Here is a 20,662-nt window from a genome sequence, read left to right on the forward strand (position 1 = left end):
ATATAAAATTCATTGTGACCCGTTTTTATTAGGCTCTCTTTGCACGTAACCCGATTCCCGTCCAACCACTAATGATTGAAAAGACAGGCGATAGTAAGCTAAAGAACGCAAATGGTAAGTAGTCTAGCGTTGGAACTCCCAACGTGCTTGCTGCAAACGCACCAGCTACACCCCAAGGGATTAAGTAATTAATCACTGTTCCGCCATCTTCAAGTGCACGACTTAAGGCTAAATTATCTAATTTTGATTTATCAAAAGCGGGTTTAAACGCTTTTCCAGGTAAAATAACTGATAAGTATTGTTCTCCAACAAATAAATTAACTCCAATTCCAGCAAAAATAGTTGCCGTAATTAATTTACCAGATGAATTTAAACGTTTAACTAAAGGTTCCATAACGACTTCAATAATATTGAAGTTCATTAGTAAGCCGCCTAACGTTAAAGTTAAAATTATTAATGACACGGTTCCCATCATACTTGAAACGCCACCTCGTGTTAACAGCATATCCACATTTGCATCTCCAGTTTTAGAAACAAATCCTGACTGAATCAACGCCGCAACATCTTGTAAACTCGTAAATGGTTTTTGAATAAATAACATAACTAACGATACACCAATATTGATAAATAACGTTGGAATAGCTGGAATTTTTAACCAGGCACAGACAAACATTAAGATAATTGGTAATGCCGCCCAAGCTGTGATTGAAAAGTGACTAGATAAAATTGAAATCGTATGATTGATTTTATCCATATTTGCTGCCATACTACCACTTCCCAAAATGAAATATAAAATTAAAGATCCTACAAAAGCAGGAATTGTTGTCCACATCATATTTTTAATATGTTTAAATAAATCAGATTCTCCAATGGCAGCTGCTAAGTTCGTTGAATCTGATAAGGGAGACATTTTATCCCCAAAGATAGCACCTGAAATAATTGCTCCTGCCACTAGTGCAGGATTAACCCCCATCGTCATCCCCATACCGAATAGTGCGATACCCACAGTTGAAATTAAAGTGAAGGCACTCCCAATTGATAATCCGATAATAGCACAGACAATAAAAACGGAAGGCACAAAGAATTGAACACTAATCAGATTAAATCCCCAAATCATTAAGGTTGGAATAATTCCTGCCGCAATCCAAGTCGCAATCAATGAGCCAATCAAAATAAAAATAAAGATGGGAATTAACCCTGTACTCATTCCATCCTTGATACCCGCGTGAATCTCATCCCATGAAAAATGACGAATTCTAGCCCATAAAATTAACAACCCAATCACTAACATAACTGGTGTTTGAGGTGATAACCCAAACTTAATTACACCAAATCCCATAATAATCAACATTACTACTAAAACACTTGCTGCTTCTGTAAACGATAATTTATTTTTCATTAGTAAACACTCCTATTTTTTAGTCGATTCTAGTATTTATCATGAAAAGTTTGATATCGAAACTGACCCCAATTTATATTTTTCATTTTTAACACTCCTTTTCTGGACAAAAAAAGTCCCTGATACAATATTAAATATTGTATCAGGGACGACTCTAGCCGTGGTACCACCCAGTTTAATTGAGAACCCAAATTCTCACTCACTAGATGATAACGGTTCTAGATATTTATCCGATGTTTAAAATAACGTTAACGTATTTGGTTAATTTATCCTGATTGGTTCGCATCAACCACCAACTTTCTGACTCCCAGATAAATGACTACTTATGTGTTAACTTTTATTTATTAAGTTGAATGAATCTTAACATGCCTAAATATCCTTGTCAATAATGTACATCTTATAGTATTTCCTTTAGAACACGATCAACTGAGAAATAAAAGGCTTCTTCCCCAGCCACATCTTTAAAGCCAGATCGTTCAAACATTCTCATTACATTTGGTTGAACTGAAGAAAAAATCACTTCATGATTTTTAGTCTGAGCATCACTATAGAAATCCTGAATAACAGCCATTGCTGTATTATCAATTGATGGTACGCCTCGCAATGAAAAGATAACTAAATCTCGTTCATGAAGTGGCTGTAGTGCCTTATCTAATCGATCCGCAGACATGAAAAATAGTGGTCCAGTGATGTAGACAACTGCCCAATCATCTTTTAATCTATCTTGTGTTGTTTCGACTTTGCTTAAATCAACATCTTCAACAACAACATCTAAAATAGAACTCTTAGCCACAAAAATAACGATCCCGACTAAAACACCGGCCATAATCGCCGTACTCAAATCAAAAATAACGGTACTTATTAATGTTAAGAAAAATAGAATTAAAGCACTTTTAAATTTATTTTTAAAGAGATACTTGATAGCTGACCATTCGTTCATCCGCCATGAAGTCACAACTAACACGCCAGCTAATGCCGATAAAGGAATCTGTGACATGATTGGTGCCAATAAAAGCATTGAAACTAATAACGCAAGTGCATGGAAAACGCCTGTCAATCGCGTCTGTGCACCTGATTTAATTGCTACACTCGTTCTAGCAATCGCAGCCGTTGCTGGAATACCACCAAAAAATGGTAAAATCATATTTCCAATACCTTGAGCGATTAATTCTTGATTACTATCTAAGGTTTTACCTGTCATGCGACCAGCAGATGCCCCGCATAATAAACTTTCAATCATTCCCAGTAAAGCAATACTTGCGCCAGGAATAATTAGATTTTTAACTGTTTGAAGATTTAATGCACCTAAATGTAATCTATCATCACTGATAACACTTGTTGGAATCTCGCCAACTGTTGCGACATCTAATTTAAATATCATTGTAATTGCCGTAGTAACAATAATTGCAATCAACGATGCAGGAATAACTTTATTCCATTTTTTTGGAAAAATAAAAAGTGCAATAACAACTAAAATTGCCATCAAAGTCGTTGCCAACTTAGGTTGAAAACCTAAGCTAGGATAACTACCAATTTTTTCAATTAAACTACTTCCGTTTGAATGCGTACCAAAAAAATTATCTAATTGCCCGAAAGCAATAATAATTGAAATTCCTGATGTAAATCCTGTAATAACAGGGGCAGGAATAAAAGTCGTTAAAACGCCTAATTTAAATATACCGGCTAACAATAAAATCACTCCGGCAATCAATGTAGCAATAAAAACCCCTTTTAATCCATATTGTGCAATAACACCCATTAATACTGCGGCCATCGCTCCAGTTGGTCCTGATATTTGATAATATGCCCCAGATAAGGTACTTATCAAAATCCCAGCAACAATGGCTGTGATTAACCCAGCAGCAGCTGTTGCCCCACTTGAGACACCAAATGCCAAGGCTAACGGAATAGCAACTGCAGCTACCGTTAAACCTGCCATAAAATCTTTAGCTAATTTTGTTGCATTATAACCTTTAAACTCGTTTTTTAATATTGAAATATAATTTGATATCATCATCATGCTCCTATTTATGTTATACATAAAAGCATAACATAAACCTTATATATAAATAAACAAGTAAACGTTTTCCAAATAAAAATGGTTAAATCTTTATAAGATTCAACCATTTTGTATAACTTTTTTCTATTAACGAACAACCATAACTGAAACGGGAGAATACTTAGCCACGTATGATGCTTGGCTACCTAAGTACTTACCAATCCCTTTAGTTATAGCTGATCCAACAACGACTAAATCAGGTTTAACGTCAGGAATAACATCTTTGACAATCGTTTCACCAGGTTCACCCTCAGCAAGAACAATGTGTACTTCCTTAACACCAGCATCTAATGCGCTTTGTTTATACTCTTGAAGTTGTTTTTCAACCTTCAAACGTTTTTCAGCTAATGTATCTTTTGTTAATACCTGAAAAACATTCAAATCATCCGACTCCAGAACAGTTACAATATGCAGCAGAGAATCATCATCTAAAGCATGACTAACCGCTTCTAAGAATGCTAATTGGGCATCTGCCGAATTATCGACGCCGACAAGAATGTTCTTATGCTTTGGTAACTCAAAACTTTTTTTCATATGAATTTCCTCCTTATTTTATAAAACTTCTTGGAAAAATTGAATGACTAAATTGAAGACTAATTGAACATTTAAAATAGTTAACCCGATTGCGGCTGCCCAACCAATAATTGATACCCAAAGTGGATTAACGAATCGTTCACCCATATATTTTTTAGAAGATGTAAACCAGATTAATGGAATCATCGTAAATGGTAAGGCTACTGATAAGAACACTTGTGAATAAACAAGTAAATTATCTAATACGCCTTCTGTCCCACCCCAAATGATTGCGGCAATCATAACGGGGATAACTGCTATGATACGTGTAACCAATCGACGGGCCCATAATGGCATTTTTAAATGTATGAAACCTTCCATTATAATTTGACCAGTCAAGGTTCCGGTAATCGTTGCATTTTGCCCAGAAGCCAGTAAAGCTACGGCAAATAAAGTTGAAAGTACAGGTGATGCAATCCCTTTGGCAATTGTATTATCACTTAATGCACGGTATAAATCACCGAATGCTTGTAATTGATCTGCATGTCCAAAGAATAAAGCAGCCCCCAAAAGTAAAAGTAAACTGTTAACAATTGTTGCGCCAAATAATTGGATATTTGAATCCCAAGTTGTAAAGCGCACAACTTTTGCAACTTCTTCTTCATCAGTTGAATCGTACTGACGTGTTTGTGCAATTGAAGAGTGAAGGTACAAGTTATGAGGCATTACTGTTGCACCAATAATACCTAAAGCTAATGTTAATTGATCATGGTTCATAACGATTGATGCTCTTGGTAAAATACCACCCATGATACCTGCTAAACTTGGTTTTGATAAGGCAACTAAGTAAAGGAAAATAATTAAAATTGATGCAATCAATGTTGCAACAATCGCTTCAATTGTTCTAAATCCTAATTTTGTTAATAATAATAGTAAGAAAACATCTAATATAGTTATCATAACGCCGACTGTTAATGGAATTCCAAAAAGTAATTGTAAAGCAATCGCTCCACCAATTACTTCGGCTATATCTGTTGCCATAATTGCTAATTCTGTCATGATCCATAATAAAAATCCAACCGGTTTATTAGTATGATCACGAATTGCTTGTGCTAAATCCATTCTTGTTACGACACCTAACTTAGCAGCCATATATTGCATTAACATAGCGATAAGTCCGGAGAAAATAACGACTGATAATAGTAAGTAACGGTATTGTGCACCACCGACAATTGATGTAATCCAGTTACCTGGATCCATGTAACCAACAGCGACTAATGCACCTGGTCCACTAAAAGCCCATAAAGTTCGTAAAAATCCGGCACTTTTTGGAACTTCTACTGATCCATTTACTTCTTCCAAACTAGCACTATTTGTTGTGGTAGTCATTTTTGGTTCTTGTACTTCTTTCGACATTTTTTACCACTCCTTTAAATTCTTTTCTTCTCAATTCCTTATTATACTCAAACTTTATACATTGTAAACAAAAAGTTTAGGCTAACCTTAAATCATTTTACCAGTTATTAAATATTGCTATATTTCCAAAAAAAGACTGCTGATATCTATTTGATATCAACAGTCTTTAGCTATTTAATAAAAATTTCTTTTGTTATCATAATACCTACTTCACAAAAATATAATGAGCGGCTTTATAACTAATATTTCTAACCTCACCAGTATTTTCTAATTTGATTTCAACTGGACCTTCAAAAGGCGCATGAGAAACAACTGTTAATTTATCACCAATGTGTAATTCTAAATCATCTAAATAAGTTAACAAATCATGATTATCAATGAATCGTTCAATCACAACTTTAGTGTTATCTTCTACTGCTTCTAAAACGAGATGGCTATCTTCCTCATAGTTACCTTCTTTGTCAGGTATCACACCGCCATGAGGACAGTGTGTTGGATGACCCAAGAATTCACTCAAATGATCAAGCAAGTACTCACTTGTCACATGTTCAAGTAACTCTGATTCACCGTCAACATCTTGTAGTTTATAATTTAATTTATAAACTAAGAAGCATTCCCATAAACGATGCTTACGAACTAAATCTTCTGCCAATAATATCCCAGGTTTCGTTAACGAAATCCCTGCGTATGGCGTATGTTCTACTAACTCTTCTTTAACTAGTTTATTGACCATTTCTGTAACTGATCCGGCCGCAATGTTCAGACTAAGCGCAATCTGTTTATTCGATATTTTCTTTTGCGTACCGCCTAATTCAAAAATAATTTTTAAATAATCTTCCTTCATAGGTGTCATATTCGATCTTTCATTTTTTGTCATTAGTTAATCAATTCACTTCCATTTTCTTAATAATAGATTTATTATATCAGAATAACGATTGAATTGTAACTTATTTTTTAGGAATACCTAACCTTTCATTTTAAAATACCTAAATGTAAGCTAAAAATCATAATTCACTGCATTAAAATAGGATTCAAGCATTTGTTTTAAGAAATGTCTTGAATCCTATCTTTTTGTAGAAGGAAAGCCGAAACCCGTGTTACCGAGAGTCGATTTTACTTGATTATTAATATATTTCGCCTCTATATCTTTATACTTATTTAGTTCTGTGAAGTCGCTTTTATATGTTTTGAATCATATATTATCGAACGACGCCCTTTGAGCGATTTGTTATCCATTCGATTTCAAACGTTTCTCCAAGACCAAATACCTCTAAATCCAATTATTCGTTCTACTACAACTTAAATCATCAAAATTCGATATCTTGATTTGCTTTTTAATGCTCAAGACCGGCACCGTTTTAATACGCCTTACTTGACATCTCTCAACGTCATTAACTTGCCGTACATTGGAAACTTAAACCATCATCTTAATTGATGTGTCCTGATTTGCTTTTAAGCGCTCAAGACTAGCACCGTTTTAAAACCTTGTTCGACGTCTCACGACGTTCACACTACCAAAATTCTAAATTCATCGGAGTAAACATCATCTAACTTGATGTGTCTTGATTTGCTTTTTAATGCTCAAGACCGGCACCGTTTTAATACGCCTTGCTTGACATCTCTCAACGTCATTAACTTGTGTTACATTTTTCAACTATCTTCAGTACTAAACATTGTCCAACTAACTTCGTTTTTAAAAACCATTAAGTGAGTTTAAAAAAGTGACTTCAGTTTTATTTTGTTCAGGGATTTCGATAGCCTTCCTTGCTACAAATTAAGTATAACACAAATGTAAACGGTTGCAACCTTTTTATGATTTTATTTTATAATTCTTTTTATTAAACATCTCTGAGTTCAAAACGTGTCCCTTTTTCATCTATTACCGCAAATAAACGCTGCTTTTTGGAGTCATCAAAATAGCCCATATCAAAAACTGTTTTATTTCCTTGTTTACCAACATCTGAAACACGATCAATCAAAAAGTGTTTAAATTGTCTAAAAATATCCATTTTTCCGTTAACGTGTTCAATCGCCGCAACCAATGTGTATCCTTCATCTAACTCTTCTTTTATAAGACTGACTTTTATGACCATATCTAAACGATATTCTCGCGACTTTGCCTTCTCATCTGAAATACTTTCAATATAGCCTTTTTGTTCCCAATATCTTAACTGTCGTGTTGAAACACCTGTCATTTTACTGATTTCACTAATACCGACAATTAACTTATCTTGCTTCATAAGATTGGCTAATGGATTATTATTCACTGTAAGTACCTTCTATCTCTAGTTTTCTAAATACTTTTGAAATTTTTTATCGATTTCTGGCAGACTTTTCTGTAATGATTTTGACTGGTTTTGTGTCCCCTCAGCCATTAACTTCAAGTAAGTAAATAAAATTTGACTAGCGTCTTTATGATATTTACTACCAAGTTCACTCGCAAATGTATATCGTTCATCCGTTAGTAATTTTGAAAATAAAGTTTCTTTTGCCATCTAGGCTCCTTCGATTGTTTTTATCATTGTGTGATGTGGAATTCCTGCGTCCATAAAGCCTTCACCTTCAACCTCATATCCTAGTTTCAAATAAAAATTTTGGGCTTGATCTTGTGCACCTAAGGTTAAGTATTTAATTCCGTAGACTGTTGAAAATCCTTCAATAAACGTTAGGATATCTGTTGCTAAATGTTGTCCACGAGCCGCTTTCAATGTTGCAACTCGCTGGACATGCCACGTTTCAGAGTCTTCGCTAAGTACACGTGCTGTCACAACAGGTTCTTCATCTTTATAACCCACAAAATGAATAGCTTCTGATTCGTTTTCAATTTCCAATTCCATTGGCACATTCTGTTCTCCAACAAAAACCGTTTTTCTAATTGATAATGCATCCTTATATATTTGACTACTTATATCTCTAGTTGATTTCACTATGAACATTTGCTCATCCTCAGCTTTCTTAGTTATCTTCGCATATAGCTTACCATAACTTGCTTTAAATTTGAACGTCAAGACCCGGTAGCTTATAATGAAAGCAAATAACTTACTATGCAAAGGAAACCACTAATGAAAAAATACGGTATATTAATAACCATCTTATTGATTTTAGGATTAGGTATTGGCTTTTTACTATTGCATAACAGTATACCTAAATCGGTAGAAACAGAGAAAAGTATTTCACAAACACCAACCTTATACATTCATGGATACGGCGGTACAGCTAACTCAACTAACGACATGATTGCCTCAGCAGAAAAATCTGGTAAGGCAAAAAAAGTTCTAACAGCAACCGTCTCTTCAACTGGTGATGTCACTTATACGGGTAGATGGAAATATACTGAAAAAAATCCAATTGTTCAAGTTATATTTGCGCGTAGTGATGCTCAAATTCCTGAAGAGGGCAGATGGATTGGTAAGATAACTGATTATTTAAAAGCATCATACGATATTAAAAAAATCAATCTTGTTACACATTCAATGGGTGGCTCATCTGCAATGTACTGGGCTGAATCTGTCAGAAAAAAATCTTCTCCTATCCTAAATAAATTTGTTCCAATTGCTGGTCCAATTAATGGGGTCCTCGGAATGGACGAAAAAGCCAATAAAAATTACTTCTTGAAAAATGACGAACCTGCTATTAAAACAGCAAACTACCAAAGTTACTATAGCAAACGAAAAAATTTCCCATCAACCGCAAAAGTCTTTGTTATTTATGGCGATGTGAATGATGGCTCAAATTCTGATACATCTGTCAGCATTGCTTCTGCCCGTTCAATGAACTATCTATTAAAAGGCCAAGTAAAATCGTATGACGAGCTTAAAATTACTGGTGAAGATGCACAACATAGTAAACTTCATAGAAATTTACAGGTTGATAAAGCTGTTATCCAATTCCTTTGGGGTAAATAGAACTATACGAAATATTAATTTTGTGCTATGATTAAGTTATGCGATGAGTCGAGTAAAATCAGACAACTTCGGTTGTTCCGCTGCGGCGGCTAGTGATTAGTTCGAAAATGGGGCATTTTTTACCTACCGCATTGTAGGTATGTCTGATTGTCACTGTTTTGTGGAATTCATACAATCTATTTACTTCGGTAAGTACCATAACAGGAAAGCATCAACTTCGGTTGGTGCTTTTTTTGTGCAGATAAATAGCCTTAGAAAATTACTTTCCAAGGCTATTATCACTATTTTTGAATTCTTATTGCTTCAACATCAAACACTTTATCAATCCAAGATTCATAAAATGGTGCTTCATGACTGACCAATAAAACATTTCCAGGAAAACGTCGGACTGCCTTTTGTAGCGCGTCTTTTGTATCATCATCCAAGTGATTAGTTGGTTCATCCAAAATTAAAAAGTTACTTGGTTTCAATTCAACTAAACTCAACTTAACTTTCATTTGTTCCCCACCACTCAAAATATTAATAGGTTTCATTGTATTCGCAGCATTAATCCCTGATTTAGCCAATCGGCGACGAATCGTTTTAGGTTCCAATTCAGGGTATTCATCTTGAATAATTTGAAGAGGTGTCATTTCTTTATTATCCCAAATTAAATCTTGATCAAAATAATTAACAACAACAGAATCAGAAAATTCAGCAGTTCCACCAAACGTTGGAATTAACTTCAAAATTGACTTAATCATTGTTGATTTACCAATTCCGTTAAATCCCTTTAAGACAACTTTTTCTTGATGTGATAATGAAAAAGTTACTGGTGATAGTAATGGCGTTTTATAACCAACTGATAAATTTTTAACGGCAAGCGTTGATGCGGATCCAGTATCTAGATAAGGAAAATCAAATTTACCTTTTACAGTATCACTTGGCGGTGTCACACGCTCAATTTTATCTAATCTTTTTTGTCTAGACTTAGCCATTGTGGCACGCGTTCCAGCTTTATTCTTTCGAATATAAGCCTCATCTTTTTCAATTTGAAGGCGTTGTTTCTGGAAAGCTTTTAGTTGCGCTTCTTTTTTAGCTTCTTTTTGCTTAATAGCTGATTTAAAATTCCCACGATATTTTGTGATTTTACCGAATGCAACATCAATAATTGTATTCGTGACATTTTGTAAAAATTCAAAATCATGAGAAATAACCATGAAACAGCCTTCAAATTGATTTAAATACTCAGTTAACCAATCAATATGTTCCGTATCTAAATAATTAGTTGGTTCATCTAATAAAATAACTTCAGGATTTTCCAATAATAATTTAGCTAAGATAATCTTAGATCTCTGACCACCACTTAATTCACTAACTTGATGGTCTTTTTCAATTGCATCTAATCCTAAACCAGTTCGAACACGGTCAATTTCTGTATCGATATCATAAAAATTTTTTGCCTCAAGTTCTTCTTGATATCTACCCGCTTTTTCCAACAACTTCTCGTCCATATTTTCAGCATAATCCGTATAGGCCTGCGTTTGTTTTTCACTAATATCATATAAACGTTGAAATGCTGTCTTCAAAAACTCAATAACCGTAATGCCTTCCGCAACTTCAGCATATTGATCTAAATAGCCAATTGTCGCACTTTTTTTCCATTTGATTTCGCCTTCATCAGGTAATTCTTGTCCAGTAATAATTTTGATTAATGTACTTTTACCAGCACCATTTTGACCAATGATACCCATATGATCCTCAGTGTTTAATTCAAAATGAGCATCCTCATATAATTGCTTATCCGCAAATTGATGGGAAAGTTGGCGAACTTCTAAAACTCCCATTGTAATCCTTCTTTCTAAAGACTAGTTATCATTGTTAACTTCCAATATTGCATTAAATACTTCTTGTGGTAATTCCATTTCAGCCTTAGAGCCCAATCGTTTATTAGCGCTTTGACGGCGTAGCATATCTTGTTTGGCAGCATTCTTTTTATCACTACTTGTTGTTGCGCTCTTACGAAGAGGCGGTACATTTGCACGCGAAATAGCTTTATTTTCGATAACTGCTTGTACTGGCATTGGGAATAATTTACGTGGAATTGAATATTTCAATTGCTCAACTAATTTCTGACCAATTTCCACAGCATCTTGTCTATGCACAACAAACCCTAGTGCATCGACTGTTGCATAGTTAACTAAAACGTCCATTTTAACAACGTCTGCTGTTTGATATCCTTTAAATTGCGTTTCCATTGTTGCATAGCCATGTGATAATGATTTTAATTGATTGAAGAAATCATAGGCAATTTCAGACGTTGGTAACGCATAATTCAATTCAGTTTGACCAGAATTGTATGACATATCTTGGAAAATACCTTTACGTTTTTCAGCTAATTTCATGATATCGCCCACTTGTTCATCTGGCACGGTCATATGAACATCTAAAAATGGTTCTTCAACATGATCAATTTCAGAAAAATTAGGGAATTGGACAGGATTATCAACAACAACTTCTTTACCATTTTTCAAAATAACGTGGTACGTAACATTAGGCGTCGTTGTTAACACCCCTAATTGGTATTCTTTTTCGAGACGTTCACGAATAATACTTAAATGTAACATCCCTAAGAATCCACATCTAAATCCTAGTCCTAAAGCATCTGACTTTTCTTCTTTATAATGGAAAGATGAGTCATTTAAAGCTAATTTTTGAATAGCTGATTTTAATTCTTTATAGTTATTATCTTTAGGATAAAATCCAGCAAAAACCATTGATTCTGATTCTTTATATCCAGGAAGTGCTTCTGGTGTCGGGTTACTTTGAGAAGTTAACGTATCCCCAATTTTAACTAGTTGAGGATCTTTTAGCCCTGTAATAACATAGCCAACATCCCCGGCATGTAGACTATCAACAGCCACCATGTCAGGTTTAAAAATACCTGCTTCTACTACTTGGAAATCAGTCGTTTGTTGCATAAATCGAAGTAAATTATTAGCTTTAAATTCACCATCAAAGACACGAATATAAGCCACAATTCCTTTAAATGCATCAAAATGTGAATCAAAAACTAATGCTTTAAGTGGTGCTTCAATATCACCGATTGGTTTTGGAATACGGTCTTTAATAGCCTCTAGAACCAAATCAACACCAATCCCAGTTTTAGCTGATATTAATAACATTTCGTCTTCATCAACGTCAGCTAATTCCATCAATTGAATTTTAGTTTCTTCAACATCAGCATTAGGATGATCAATCTTATTGATTACTGGAATAATTTTTAAGTTGTTTTCTTTAGCTAAACGGTAATTTGCAACCGTCTGTGCTTGCACACCTTGAGTGGCGTCCACCAATAAAATAGCCCCATCACTAGCAGCTAAACTTTTCGAAACTTCATATGAAAAATCAACGTGTCCCGGTGTATCAATAAAATTATATTCGTAAGTTTCACCATTAGTAGCTGTATAGTAACTACGAACCGTTCGTGATTTAACTGTAATCCCGTGTTCTTGTTCAACAGCCATTGAATCTAACAATTGACTAGACATCTCACGTTCACTGACAGTTTGTGTTTCTTCCATAATTCGATCAGCTAAAGTTGATTTACCATGATCAATATGGGCAATAATTGAAAAATTTCTAATTTGTGATTGTTTCATTATGATTAAACCTCATTTTCTAAATAATCATCTACTGTTTTAGAGTCTTTTTTATTATACGCTAAATTATCAACGTCGTAAGAAGAAGATTAAAAGCCGGTAAGAATGCCCAAGTATTTTAAAAACGAAAAAATAATGAACACAAATTTAACTAAGGTCAAATTCAGCTCATTATTTTTAATTTAAATAGTACCGTTTGCAAATTGGCTATTATATAAATCAGCATAAAACCCGTTTTTAGCAATCAAAGCATCATGATTTCCAGTTTCAATAATTGAGCCATTATCCATTACAATAATATTATCCGCATCACGAATCGTTGATAGACGATGCGCCACAACGAAACTTGTTCGGCTATCTAATAAGGTATCCATCGCTTTTTGAATCAAAACTTCAGTTCGTGTATCAACTGAACTCGTTGCTTCATCTAAAATTAAAATTTCTGGGTCAGCCAAAAATGCACGAGCAATCGTTAACAATTGACGTTGTCCTTGTGAAATATTTGAAGCGTCTTCATTCAGAACAGTTTGATAACCATCTGGTAATTGACGAACAAATGTATCAACATGAGCGGCTTTTGCTGCAGCATAAACCTCTTCATCCGTTGCATTTTCACGACCATATTGAATATTTTCCATAATAGTACCTGTAAATAACCAAGTATCTTGAAGCACCATCGAGATTGACTTACGTAAATCTTCTCGTTTCAAATTCTTAGTATCGACACCATTTAGTCGGATTGATCCCGCTGAGACATCATAAAAGCGTTCAATTAAGTTAATAATCGTTGTCTTTCCAGCACCTGTAGGTCCAACAATTGCTACCTTTTGTCCTTCGTTAACATCCAAATTATAATCTGTCATCAAAAGCTTCTTATCTGAGTAACCAAATTGAACATGATCAAAGGAAATTTTATTACCATTATCAGCAATTGGTAAGTCATCGTTACTTTCATCTTTCAATTCTTCTTCATCTAAGATTTCAAAAATTCGTTCTGCAGAAGCTACAGTTGCTTGAATCGTATTAGATAAGTTGGCAATTTGAGTGATTGGTTGTGAGAATTGGTTCACATATTGTAAAAAGGCTTGGACGTTACCTAAAGTAATTGTTCCTTGTGAAACCTTAATTCCACCAACAATTGCCACAAAGACATAGCCAATATTTTTAATAAAGTTCATTGCTGGCATAATTAATCCAGAAATAAATTGTGCTTTCCATGAACTTTTATAATAATCATTATTCTGTTTTTCAAAAATATCAATATTTTTTTCTTCTTTATTAAAAGTCTTAACAACCGTATGACCCGCATACGTTTCTTCCACTTGATTGTTCAAAAGTCCTAAACTCTTTTGTTGTCCAGCAAAGAACTTTTGCGAACGAGGCGCAATTAATGAGACAACAACCAAACTCAAAGGAACAATAATCAAAGCAATTAACGTTAATTGCCAACTAATTGAAAACATCATATAGAGAACACTGACAAAGGTCACAACACTTGTTACTAACTGTGTAAAACTTTGTTGTAACGTTCCAGAAATGTTATCCACATCATTTACAGCACGAGACATAATATCACCATTTGGATGTGTATCGTAGTAAGAAACAGGCACGCGTTCCATTTTAGCCTTAATATCTTTACGAAGTGCGTACACCGTTTTTTGAGAAATATTAGTCATGATTAATTGCTGCACAAAACTGAAAAGTGCAGACGCAATATACATAATACCAACTGTAAGTAAGATATTCTTAATTGCATCAAAATTAATTGGCAACGAGGTTACTTTCTGCCCCTGTTTCATTTGAGTGAATCCTTTAGTTACCCCAGAGAAAATCTCGGTTGTTGCGCGTCCTAAAATTTTAGGAGAAACCGCCTGGAAAATTACAGATATAATGGCTAGCACTAATACTATCCCTATTGAAATTAACCATGGTGACATGTATTTCGCTAAACGCCCAATTGTTTTCCAAAAGTTCTTAGGCTTTTCAACTGGTCGTCCAATATTGCCATGTCCACCTCGACCGCCCCGCATAGGTTGCGTTGCTTGTTTTGACTTATTATCTGCCATTACTCTGCATCCCCCTCTCTGATTTGTGACTGCATAATTTCTTGATAGGTTTCATTCGTGGCTTTCAATTCTTCATGAGTCCCTTTACCAACGATTTTTCCACCATCGATAACTAAGATTAAATCGGCACTTGTCACACTAGAAATCCGTTGTGCCACAATTACGACAACACTATCTTTGATGCTTTCATCCGTTTTAAGTGAGCCACGTAATTTAGCATCTGTTTTAAAATCAAGCGCTGAGAATGAATCATCAAACAAGTAAACAGAAGCTTTTTTAACTAATGCTCTTGCAATTGCAAGTCGTTGCTTTTGGCCACCAGAGAAGTTATCTCCACCTTGTTCAACTATGCCGTCTAAGCCATCCGCTGATTCTTCAACAAACGATTTAGCTTGTGCTATTTCTAGCGCATGCCACAACTCATCATCTGTTGCCGTTTCATTTCCAAACTGTAGATTACTTCGGATTGTTCCTCTAAAAAGAACTGTCTTTTGTTGAACAAGAGAAATTTGGTCGTGTAAGCTTACTTGGGTTAACTCATAAATTGATTTACCATCAATTTTAATATCGCCCGACTCAACATCAAACAATCGTGGAATTAAATTAATTAACGTTGACTTACCAGATCCAGTACCACCAATAATCGCAATCGTTTGACCCGCCTTTGCTTCAAAGTTAATATCTGTTAGGGCTTCTTTTTCAGCACCCGTATACCGGAAATTAACTTTATCAAATGACAATTGACTTGCTCCTACTTTACTACGATCAACTGTAATTGCATCAGGTTGGTCTTTTATCGAATTCTTCGTATCTAAAACTTCGTTGATACGTGCTGCAGCAGCTTGCGCACGAGGTAACATGACAAATACCATCGATAACATCATAAAACTTGATAAAATTTGCATTGCATACGTCATAAACGCAACTAGATTACCCACTTGCATCGACATATCTCCAATTAAATGACCACCATACCAGATAATTGCGATATTGGTTGCACTAAGAACTAAAGTCATCATGGGGAACATTAGCGCCGTAATTGAAAATACTTTACGGGCATTATCTGTATATTCTTTATTCACACGATCAAAACGATTTTGTTCATATTTATCTTGGTTAAATGCGCGAATAACACGAACACCTGTTAAACCTTCACGAAAGACAAGATTAATATGATCAATTCTTTTTTGTAACGTTTTGAACAGCGGCACTGCAAAATACATAACTGAAGCAATTAATATAATTAAAATTGGAACAGCTACTAAAAAAATCACGGTTAATTCTTTTTGTTTGTTATAAGCTAAAATACTAGCACCAATCAACATAATAGGCGCTTGGATCATCATTCTTAACATCATAACGGTAACGTTTTGAATTTGTAGAACATCAGTTGATGTTCTTGTAATTAAACTTGAATTTCCAATTTGATCAAATTCATGACTTGAAAAATTAAGTACTTTTTTGTAAATATGACTTCTTAATCTAAGTCCTAATTTTTGCGCTAAGCGTGAAGCGATAAAGACATTACCAACTGCCGCAACAATACCAATAGCTGCTACGCCTAACATGACATAACCCACCTGCCAGATATACGCAACATCGCCTTGTGAGACACCTTTATTAATCATGTCTGATGTTAATGTTGGTAAATATAAATCGCAGATAACTTGGACAATCATAAATATAAATGCACCAAACATTGCCCAAACGCTAACGCGATTTTTCATTACTTTTATCATTTATTTTTATTCCTTCCTTTTTGAAACACCAATAGCTACCCAGTTAGCCATTGTTTCATATTCTTTTTGTAACTCTTCAACAGGTATTTCAATACCTTCTCTTTGTTTTGAAAAATAATCATTAATAGTTTTCATAAATGGACTCATTAAAGAAAACATAAGTAAACTAATTTCTTCATCTGAGGAAATGGTTAGTAAAGACCGATCAATTTCACTCATAATATCAAAATCTGCTTTTAAATTTTGATGAAATGGTCCACCAAAATGTGGCTGTTTCCCACTATGATGCGGGTGGTGAGGATGATGTGGCTGCATCCGACTACTCATTTTAAAGTCCATTCGGACAAAGGCGTTTTTAAAAAATGCAGCATCTTCTCCGGACACTGTATTCGCAATCGTTTCTGAAAAAAAGGTCTTCATAGTCGTCACGACATCACCTTGATTTCGTTTTAATAATTCACCAAATCTTTTAGTTTGATTCTGTCGAATAGTATCAAAATAATAAAAGTATAAATCTTCTTTATTTTCGAAATATTGGTAAAAACTCCCTCGCGGAATATCTGCAATTTTTATGATATTACTAATTGATGCTTCAAACAGGGGTACTCTTGAGAACTCTTCTTTAGCAGCATCCAATATCCGTTGTTGCTTATCTTCATCTAAATTAAAATACGTTTTTTTAGGCATATTTTCTCCTTTATACAAAAAATGACAAGCTGTCATGTGACAACTTGTCATGTTACTAGTCTTTATTTAAAAATGCAACTTTATTTACTTATTCTTTTCTTAAAGATTCAACTGGATCAAGTTTTGATGCTCTGTTTGCTGGTAAGAAACTAGCAACCATACTAATCAAGACACTGATTAAAATACCAGAGAATACATAACTAGCTGTAACTTTAACAATCGTAACATCGAATGTTGCAACTGAGAATGCATTTAACCCAAAGGCTAAAATATACGTTACGCCAACACCAATTAAGCCAGATGCTAATCCAATTAGGAACGCTTCGGAAACAAATATACGGCGAATATCCTTACGACGTGCTCCTAAAGCTTTCATAACACCGATTTCTTTTGTTCTTTCAACAACAGATATATTTAGAACCACTAATATCATAATTGCAGAAACGAGCAATGATATCGCAGCTACGGCCGTTAAAACGTCTGTCAAAATATCTAACATTTGAGTAAACATTTCTGACATTTTTTCTTGAATTGAACCTGTGTAACCCAATGATTTAACTTTAGCTTTTATACCTGCCGTATTAGCCTTATCGTTTGTATGAAGATAAACAACATTTGGTTTAATTGTTTCATTATTATCTTCAACTAATTGTTGTAAGTCAGCGTAATTCAAGTAAACTAAACTGCTTGAACTGCTACTTCCAGATGCTTCATAAATTCCGGCAACTTTGAACGTTTTCTTAATCGTTTTTTCGTTATAAACAATCGCAATTTTAACTTGTTTACCAACAATGTTCTTGCCTAATGAATCTGCAGTTGTTTTATCTAATAAAATGCCATCCTTACCTGGTTTAGTACCCTTGGTAATGTTTGATTTTGTAATACCTGAGTTCATTGTACCCAACTGCATCAAACTAGCTTTTTTATCCTTATATGAAACTGTATTTGTACCTAGTGAAATTGCTGTATAACCCTTTTGTAGCTCATTCACATGTTTAATATTTGTTAACTTATTAATATCTTTTTTAGAAAATGATCCTGTCTGACCAGTAATTGCAGCCATTTGACTTTGTTGTTCTTTAGCTTGCGCTGCTTGGGCTTGAGAACCAGCAGCTGGTGTTGCTGTTTTAGAACTACTACTTGAAGAACTTGTTTTTGCCTTCATATGAACTTCAGTCACATTGGGATTCACGTAGCTAGTCATCGTATCCTTTATATAACTTGTTACCCCTTTTCCAAGCGATAACATTAAAACAACAGACATAATCCCAATACTTGAGCCAATAGCAACAAGTAAATTACGAGAAAATTTAGCTTTCATATTAAGTGCAGCTAATCGAATTGCAGACCATAGACTTAAATTCTTAGGCGTTTCGCCTTTAAATTCATCTTCATTAGTATGCAACTCTAATTGTTCTTGTTCGGAATCAGAAATAATTGCACCATTATCAATTCGTACAACACGACTTGAATATGCCGCAACGCGATCTGAATGAGTAACCATTAAAACTAATTTACCACGCTTTGCGATATCTTTGATAATTTCTAAGACAGCATCAGTTGTCTCTGAATCCAAAGCACCTGTTGGTTCATCAGCAATAATGACATCAGGATCATTCATTAAGGCACGTGCAATAGCAACACGTTGTTTTTGCCCACCAGATATTTGATCTGGCTTCTTTGTCATATGATCTTGTAACCCAACGTCTGTTAATAATTTTTTAGCACGTTTGACACGTACTGATTTATCAACATTTGAAAGCGTCATTGCCATAGCAACGTTATCAATCAAACTTAAATGAGGAATTAAATTAAAATTTTGAAAAATGAATCCAATACTCTTCTTATGAAAGTTAACAAGTTCTTTTTCAGAAAAATCACCAATATTTTCACCATTATACGTAATTTCGCCATCAAAATTTGAATCCAATCCACCTATTAAGTTCATTAATGTTGATTTACCACTTCCGGATTCACCAACTATTGAAACTAATTCTCCTTTGTCAAAAGAAGCATTAATGTCTTTTAAAGCCTTGAATGTCGTACCACCAGCCATATTATACGTTTTTGAAACGTTTTTTATTTCTAGAATCAATTTGTCTCCCCCTATTTCCGTTTTTATGACAGACTGTCATAATGAGCTGGTTTTTATTATAGATAATCACACTCACAAAAGCAAAGTATTTCGCTCCACCTTTACCCATTCTTTACAATTTCAGGTGTAAATCATTACACGATTCATACAGAACCATAACATTTAACTGATATTATGAAGTTGTTCTTAAATACGAATACAAAATAAAAGGGGAAGTTAATTATGAGAAAGAAAACAGCAATTATTTCGATAGCAGCAATGGGTCTTTTATTGTTGGCAGGATGTGGTAAATCATCATCTTCTTCAGATGATTCATCAAAAATTACAGGTAAAATTACTATTGTTGGATCAACTGCTTTACAACCTTTAGTTGAACAAGCAGCTGAAACCTATCAAGCAGATAATTCAGGTTTAACAATTGGCGTGCAAGGTGGTGGCTCAGGTACTGGTTTAAGCCAAGTTTCTACAGGTGCTGTTACCGTTGGTAATTCTGACATTTTTGCAGAACAAAAAGACGGCGTAGATGCTAAAAAGATTGTTGATCACAAAGTTGCCGTTGTTGGTATTGCACCTGTTGTCAACAAAGATACAAAAGTAACTAACCTCTCAAAAGCACAACTTGCTAACATTTTCTTAGGTAAGACAACAAACTGGAAAGAACTTGGCGGAGCAGACCAAGCGATTGTTGTCATTAATCGTGCTTCTGGTTCGGGTACACGTACCGTATTTGATAGTAGTATCCTTCCAAATAAAACAGCTAAACAAACACAAGAACAAGATTCAAACGGTACAGTTCAAAAAATGGTATCTTCAACACCAGGTGCCATCAGCTACTTAGCATTCTCGTACTTAAAAGATAACATCCAAGCATTATCTATTGATAACGTTAAACCAACATCAAAAAATGTTGAAACAAACAATTGGAAAATTTGGTCATACGAACATATGTATACTAAAGGTTCTCCTAACTACGCAACAGCTAAATTTATTGGTTATATTCAATCAGACAAAATTCAAAACGGCTTAATCAAGAAATTAGGTTATATCTCAATTTCAGATATGAAAGTTGAAAAAGACGCTAAGGGTACTATTGAAGAAATTAATAAATAGCTGTAAAAAATAGAACATTCAATACAAAAAGC

The 20,662-nt window shown here is 34.4% G+C and carries 16 protein-coding genes; 2 read left to right on the plus strand and 14 right to left on the minus strand.

Translation table 11 applies throughout. The features are described from left to right. Positions 1–28: 28 nt before the first annotated feature. The 8 genes from nhaC to AC1RPV_RS00745 form a co-directional block, all read right to left on the minus strand. Positions 29–1,399 carry a Na+/H+ antiporter NhaC gene (gene nhaC, locus AC1RPV_RS00710; protein ID WP_481760963.1) on the minus strand — a complete coding sequence of 457 codons (1,371 nt, stop codon included), beginning with the start codon at positions 1,397–1,399 and terminating at the stop codon, positions 29–31. 397 nt (positions 1,400–1,796) lie between these two features. Beyond that, positions 1,797–3,413, minus strand: coding sequence for a SulP family inorganic anion transporter (locus tag AC1RPV_RS00715; protein ID WP_481761141.1), 1,617 nt, complete (start codon positions 3,411–3,413; stop codon positions 1,797–1,799). Between the two features lie 132 nt (positions 3,414–3,545). Beyond that, entirely contained in the window at positions 3,546–3,992 is a 447-nt protein-coding gene (locus tag AC1RPV_RS00720) for a universal stress protein (protein WP_481760964.1), read from the minus strand. 18 nt (positions 3,993–4,010) lie between these two features. Next, complete coding sequence (locus AC1RPV_RS00725) at positions 4,011–5,387, minus strand: Nramp family divalent metal transporter (protein ID WP_481760965.1); 1,377 nt, start codon at positions 5,385–5,387, stop codon at positions 4,011–4,013. A gap of 205 nt (positions 5,388–5,592) precedes the next feature. Then, positions 5,593–6,240, minus strand: coding sequence for a metal-dependent transcriptional regulator (locus AC1RPV_RS00730; protein ID WP_481761142.1), 648 nt, complete (start codon positions 6,238–6,240; stop codon positions 5,593–5,595). Between the two features lie 985 nt (positions 6,241–7,225). Beyond that, entirely contained in the window at positions 7,226–7,654 is a 429-nt protein-coding gene (locus AC1RPV_RS00735; protein ID WP_409021721.1) for a MerR family transcriptional regulator, read from the minus strand. 18 nt (positions 7,655–7,672) lie between these two features. Next, entirely contained in the window at positions 7,673–7,882 is a 210-nt protein-coding gene (locus AC1RPV_RS00740) for a hypothetical protein (RefSeq protein ID WP_481760966.1), read from the minus strand. Next, positions 7,883–8,323 carry a GNAT family N-acetyltransferase gene (locus tag AC1RPV_RS00745; RefSeq protein ID WP_481760967.1) on the minus strand — a complete coding sequence of 147 codons (441 nt, stop codon included), beginning with the start codon at positions 8,321–8,323 and terminating at the stop codon, positions 7,883–7,885. 126 nt (positions 8,324–8,449) lie between these two features. Here AC1RPV_RS00745 and AC1RPV_RS00750 point away from each other — a divergent pair, with 126 nt between their 5' ends. After that, on the plus strand, positions 8,450–9,292 hold the full coding sequence (locus AC1RPV_RS00750; protein WP_481760968.1) for an alpha/beta hydrolase: 843 nt from the start codon (positions 8,450–8,452) through the stop codon (positions 9,290–9,292). A gap of 281 nt (positions 9,293–9,573) precedes the next feature. Here AC1RPV_RS00750 and AC1RPV_RS00755 read toward each other — a convergent pair whose 3' ends face one another. From AC1RPV_RS00755 to AC1RPV_RS00780, 6 genes are all read right to left on the minus strand, one after another. After that, positions 9,574–11,118 (minus strand): ABC-F family ATP-binding cassette domain-containing protein, encoded by a 1,545-nt coding sequence (locus tag AC1RPV_RS00755; protein WP_481760969.1) that lies wholly within the window; start codon positions 11,116–11,118, stop codon positions 9,574–9,576. Positions 11,119–11,139: 21 nt separating this feature from the next. Next, positions 11,140–12,933, minus strand: a complete 1,794-nt coding sequence (lepA, locus tag AC1RPV_RS00760; protein ID WP_481760970.1) for a translation elongation factor 4 — start codon at positions 12,931–12,933, stop codon at positions 11,140–11,142. Positions 12,934–13,115: 182 nt separating this feature from the next. After that, positions 13,116–14,999: an ABC transporter ATP-binding protein gene (locus tag AC1RPV_RS00765; protein WP_481760971.1), complete on the minus strand. Its 1,884-nt coding sequence runs from the start codon at positions 14,997–14,999 to the stop codon at positions 13,116–13,118. Beyond that, positions 14,999–16,738: an ABC transporter ATP-binding protein gene (locus tag AC1RPV_RS00770; RefSeq protein ID WP_481760972.1), complete on the minus strand. Its 1,740-nt coding sequence runs from the start codon at positions 16,736–16,738 to the stop codon at positions 14,999–15,001. The genes AC1RPV_RS00765 and AC1RPV_RS00770 overlap by 1 nt, the downstream gene beginning before the upstream one ends. Positions 16,739–16,744: 6 nt before the next feature. After that, positions 16,745–17,425 (minus strand): TetR/AcrR family transcriptional regulator, encoded by a 681-nt coding sequence (locus tag AC1RPV_RS00775; protein ID WP_481760973.1) that lies wholly within the window; start codon positions 17,423–17,425, stop codon positions 16,745–16,747. A gap of 88 nt (positions 17,426–17,513) precedes the next feature. Beyond that, the gene (locus AC1RPV_RS00780) at positions 17,514–19,481 is read right to left on the minus strand and encodes an ABC transporter ATP-binding protein/permease (protein WP_481761143.1); all 1,968 of its coding nucleotides are present in this window, start codon (positions 19,479–19,481) and stop codon (positions 17,514–17,516) included. Between the two features lie 261 nt (positions 19,482–19,742). Between AC1RPV_RS00780 and AC1RPV_RS00785 the strand changes: the two genes are divergently transcribed. Beyond that, entirely contained in the window at positions 19,743–20,630 is an 888-nt protein-coding gene (locus AC1RPV_RS00785; RefSeq protein WP_481760974.1) for a phosphate ABC transporter substrate-binding protein PstS family protein, read from the plus strand. The last annotated feature ends 32 nt before the right edge of the window (positions 20,631–20,662 follow it).

This window comes from Dellaglioa sp. CoH-55-MRSF-9 (assembly GCF_056782155.1).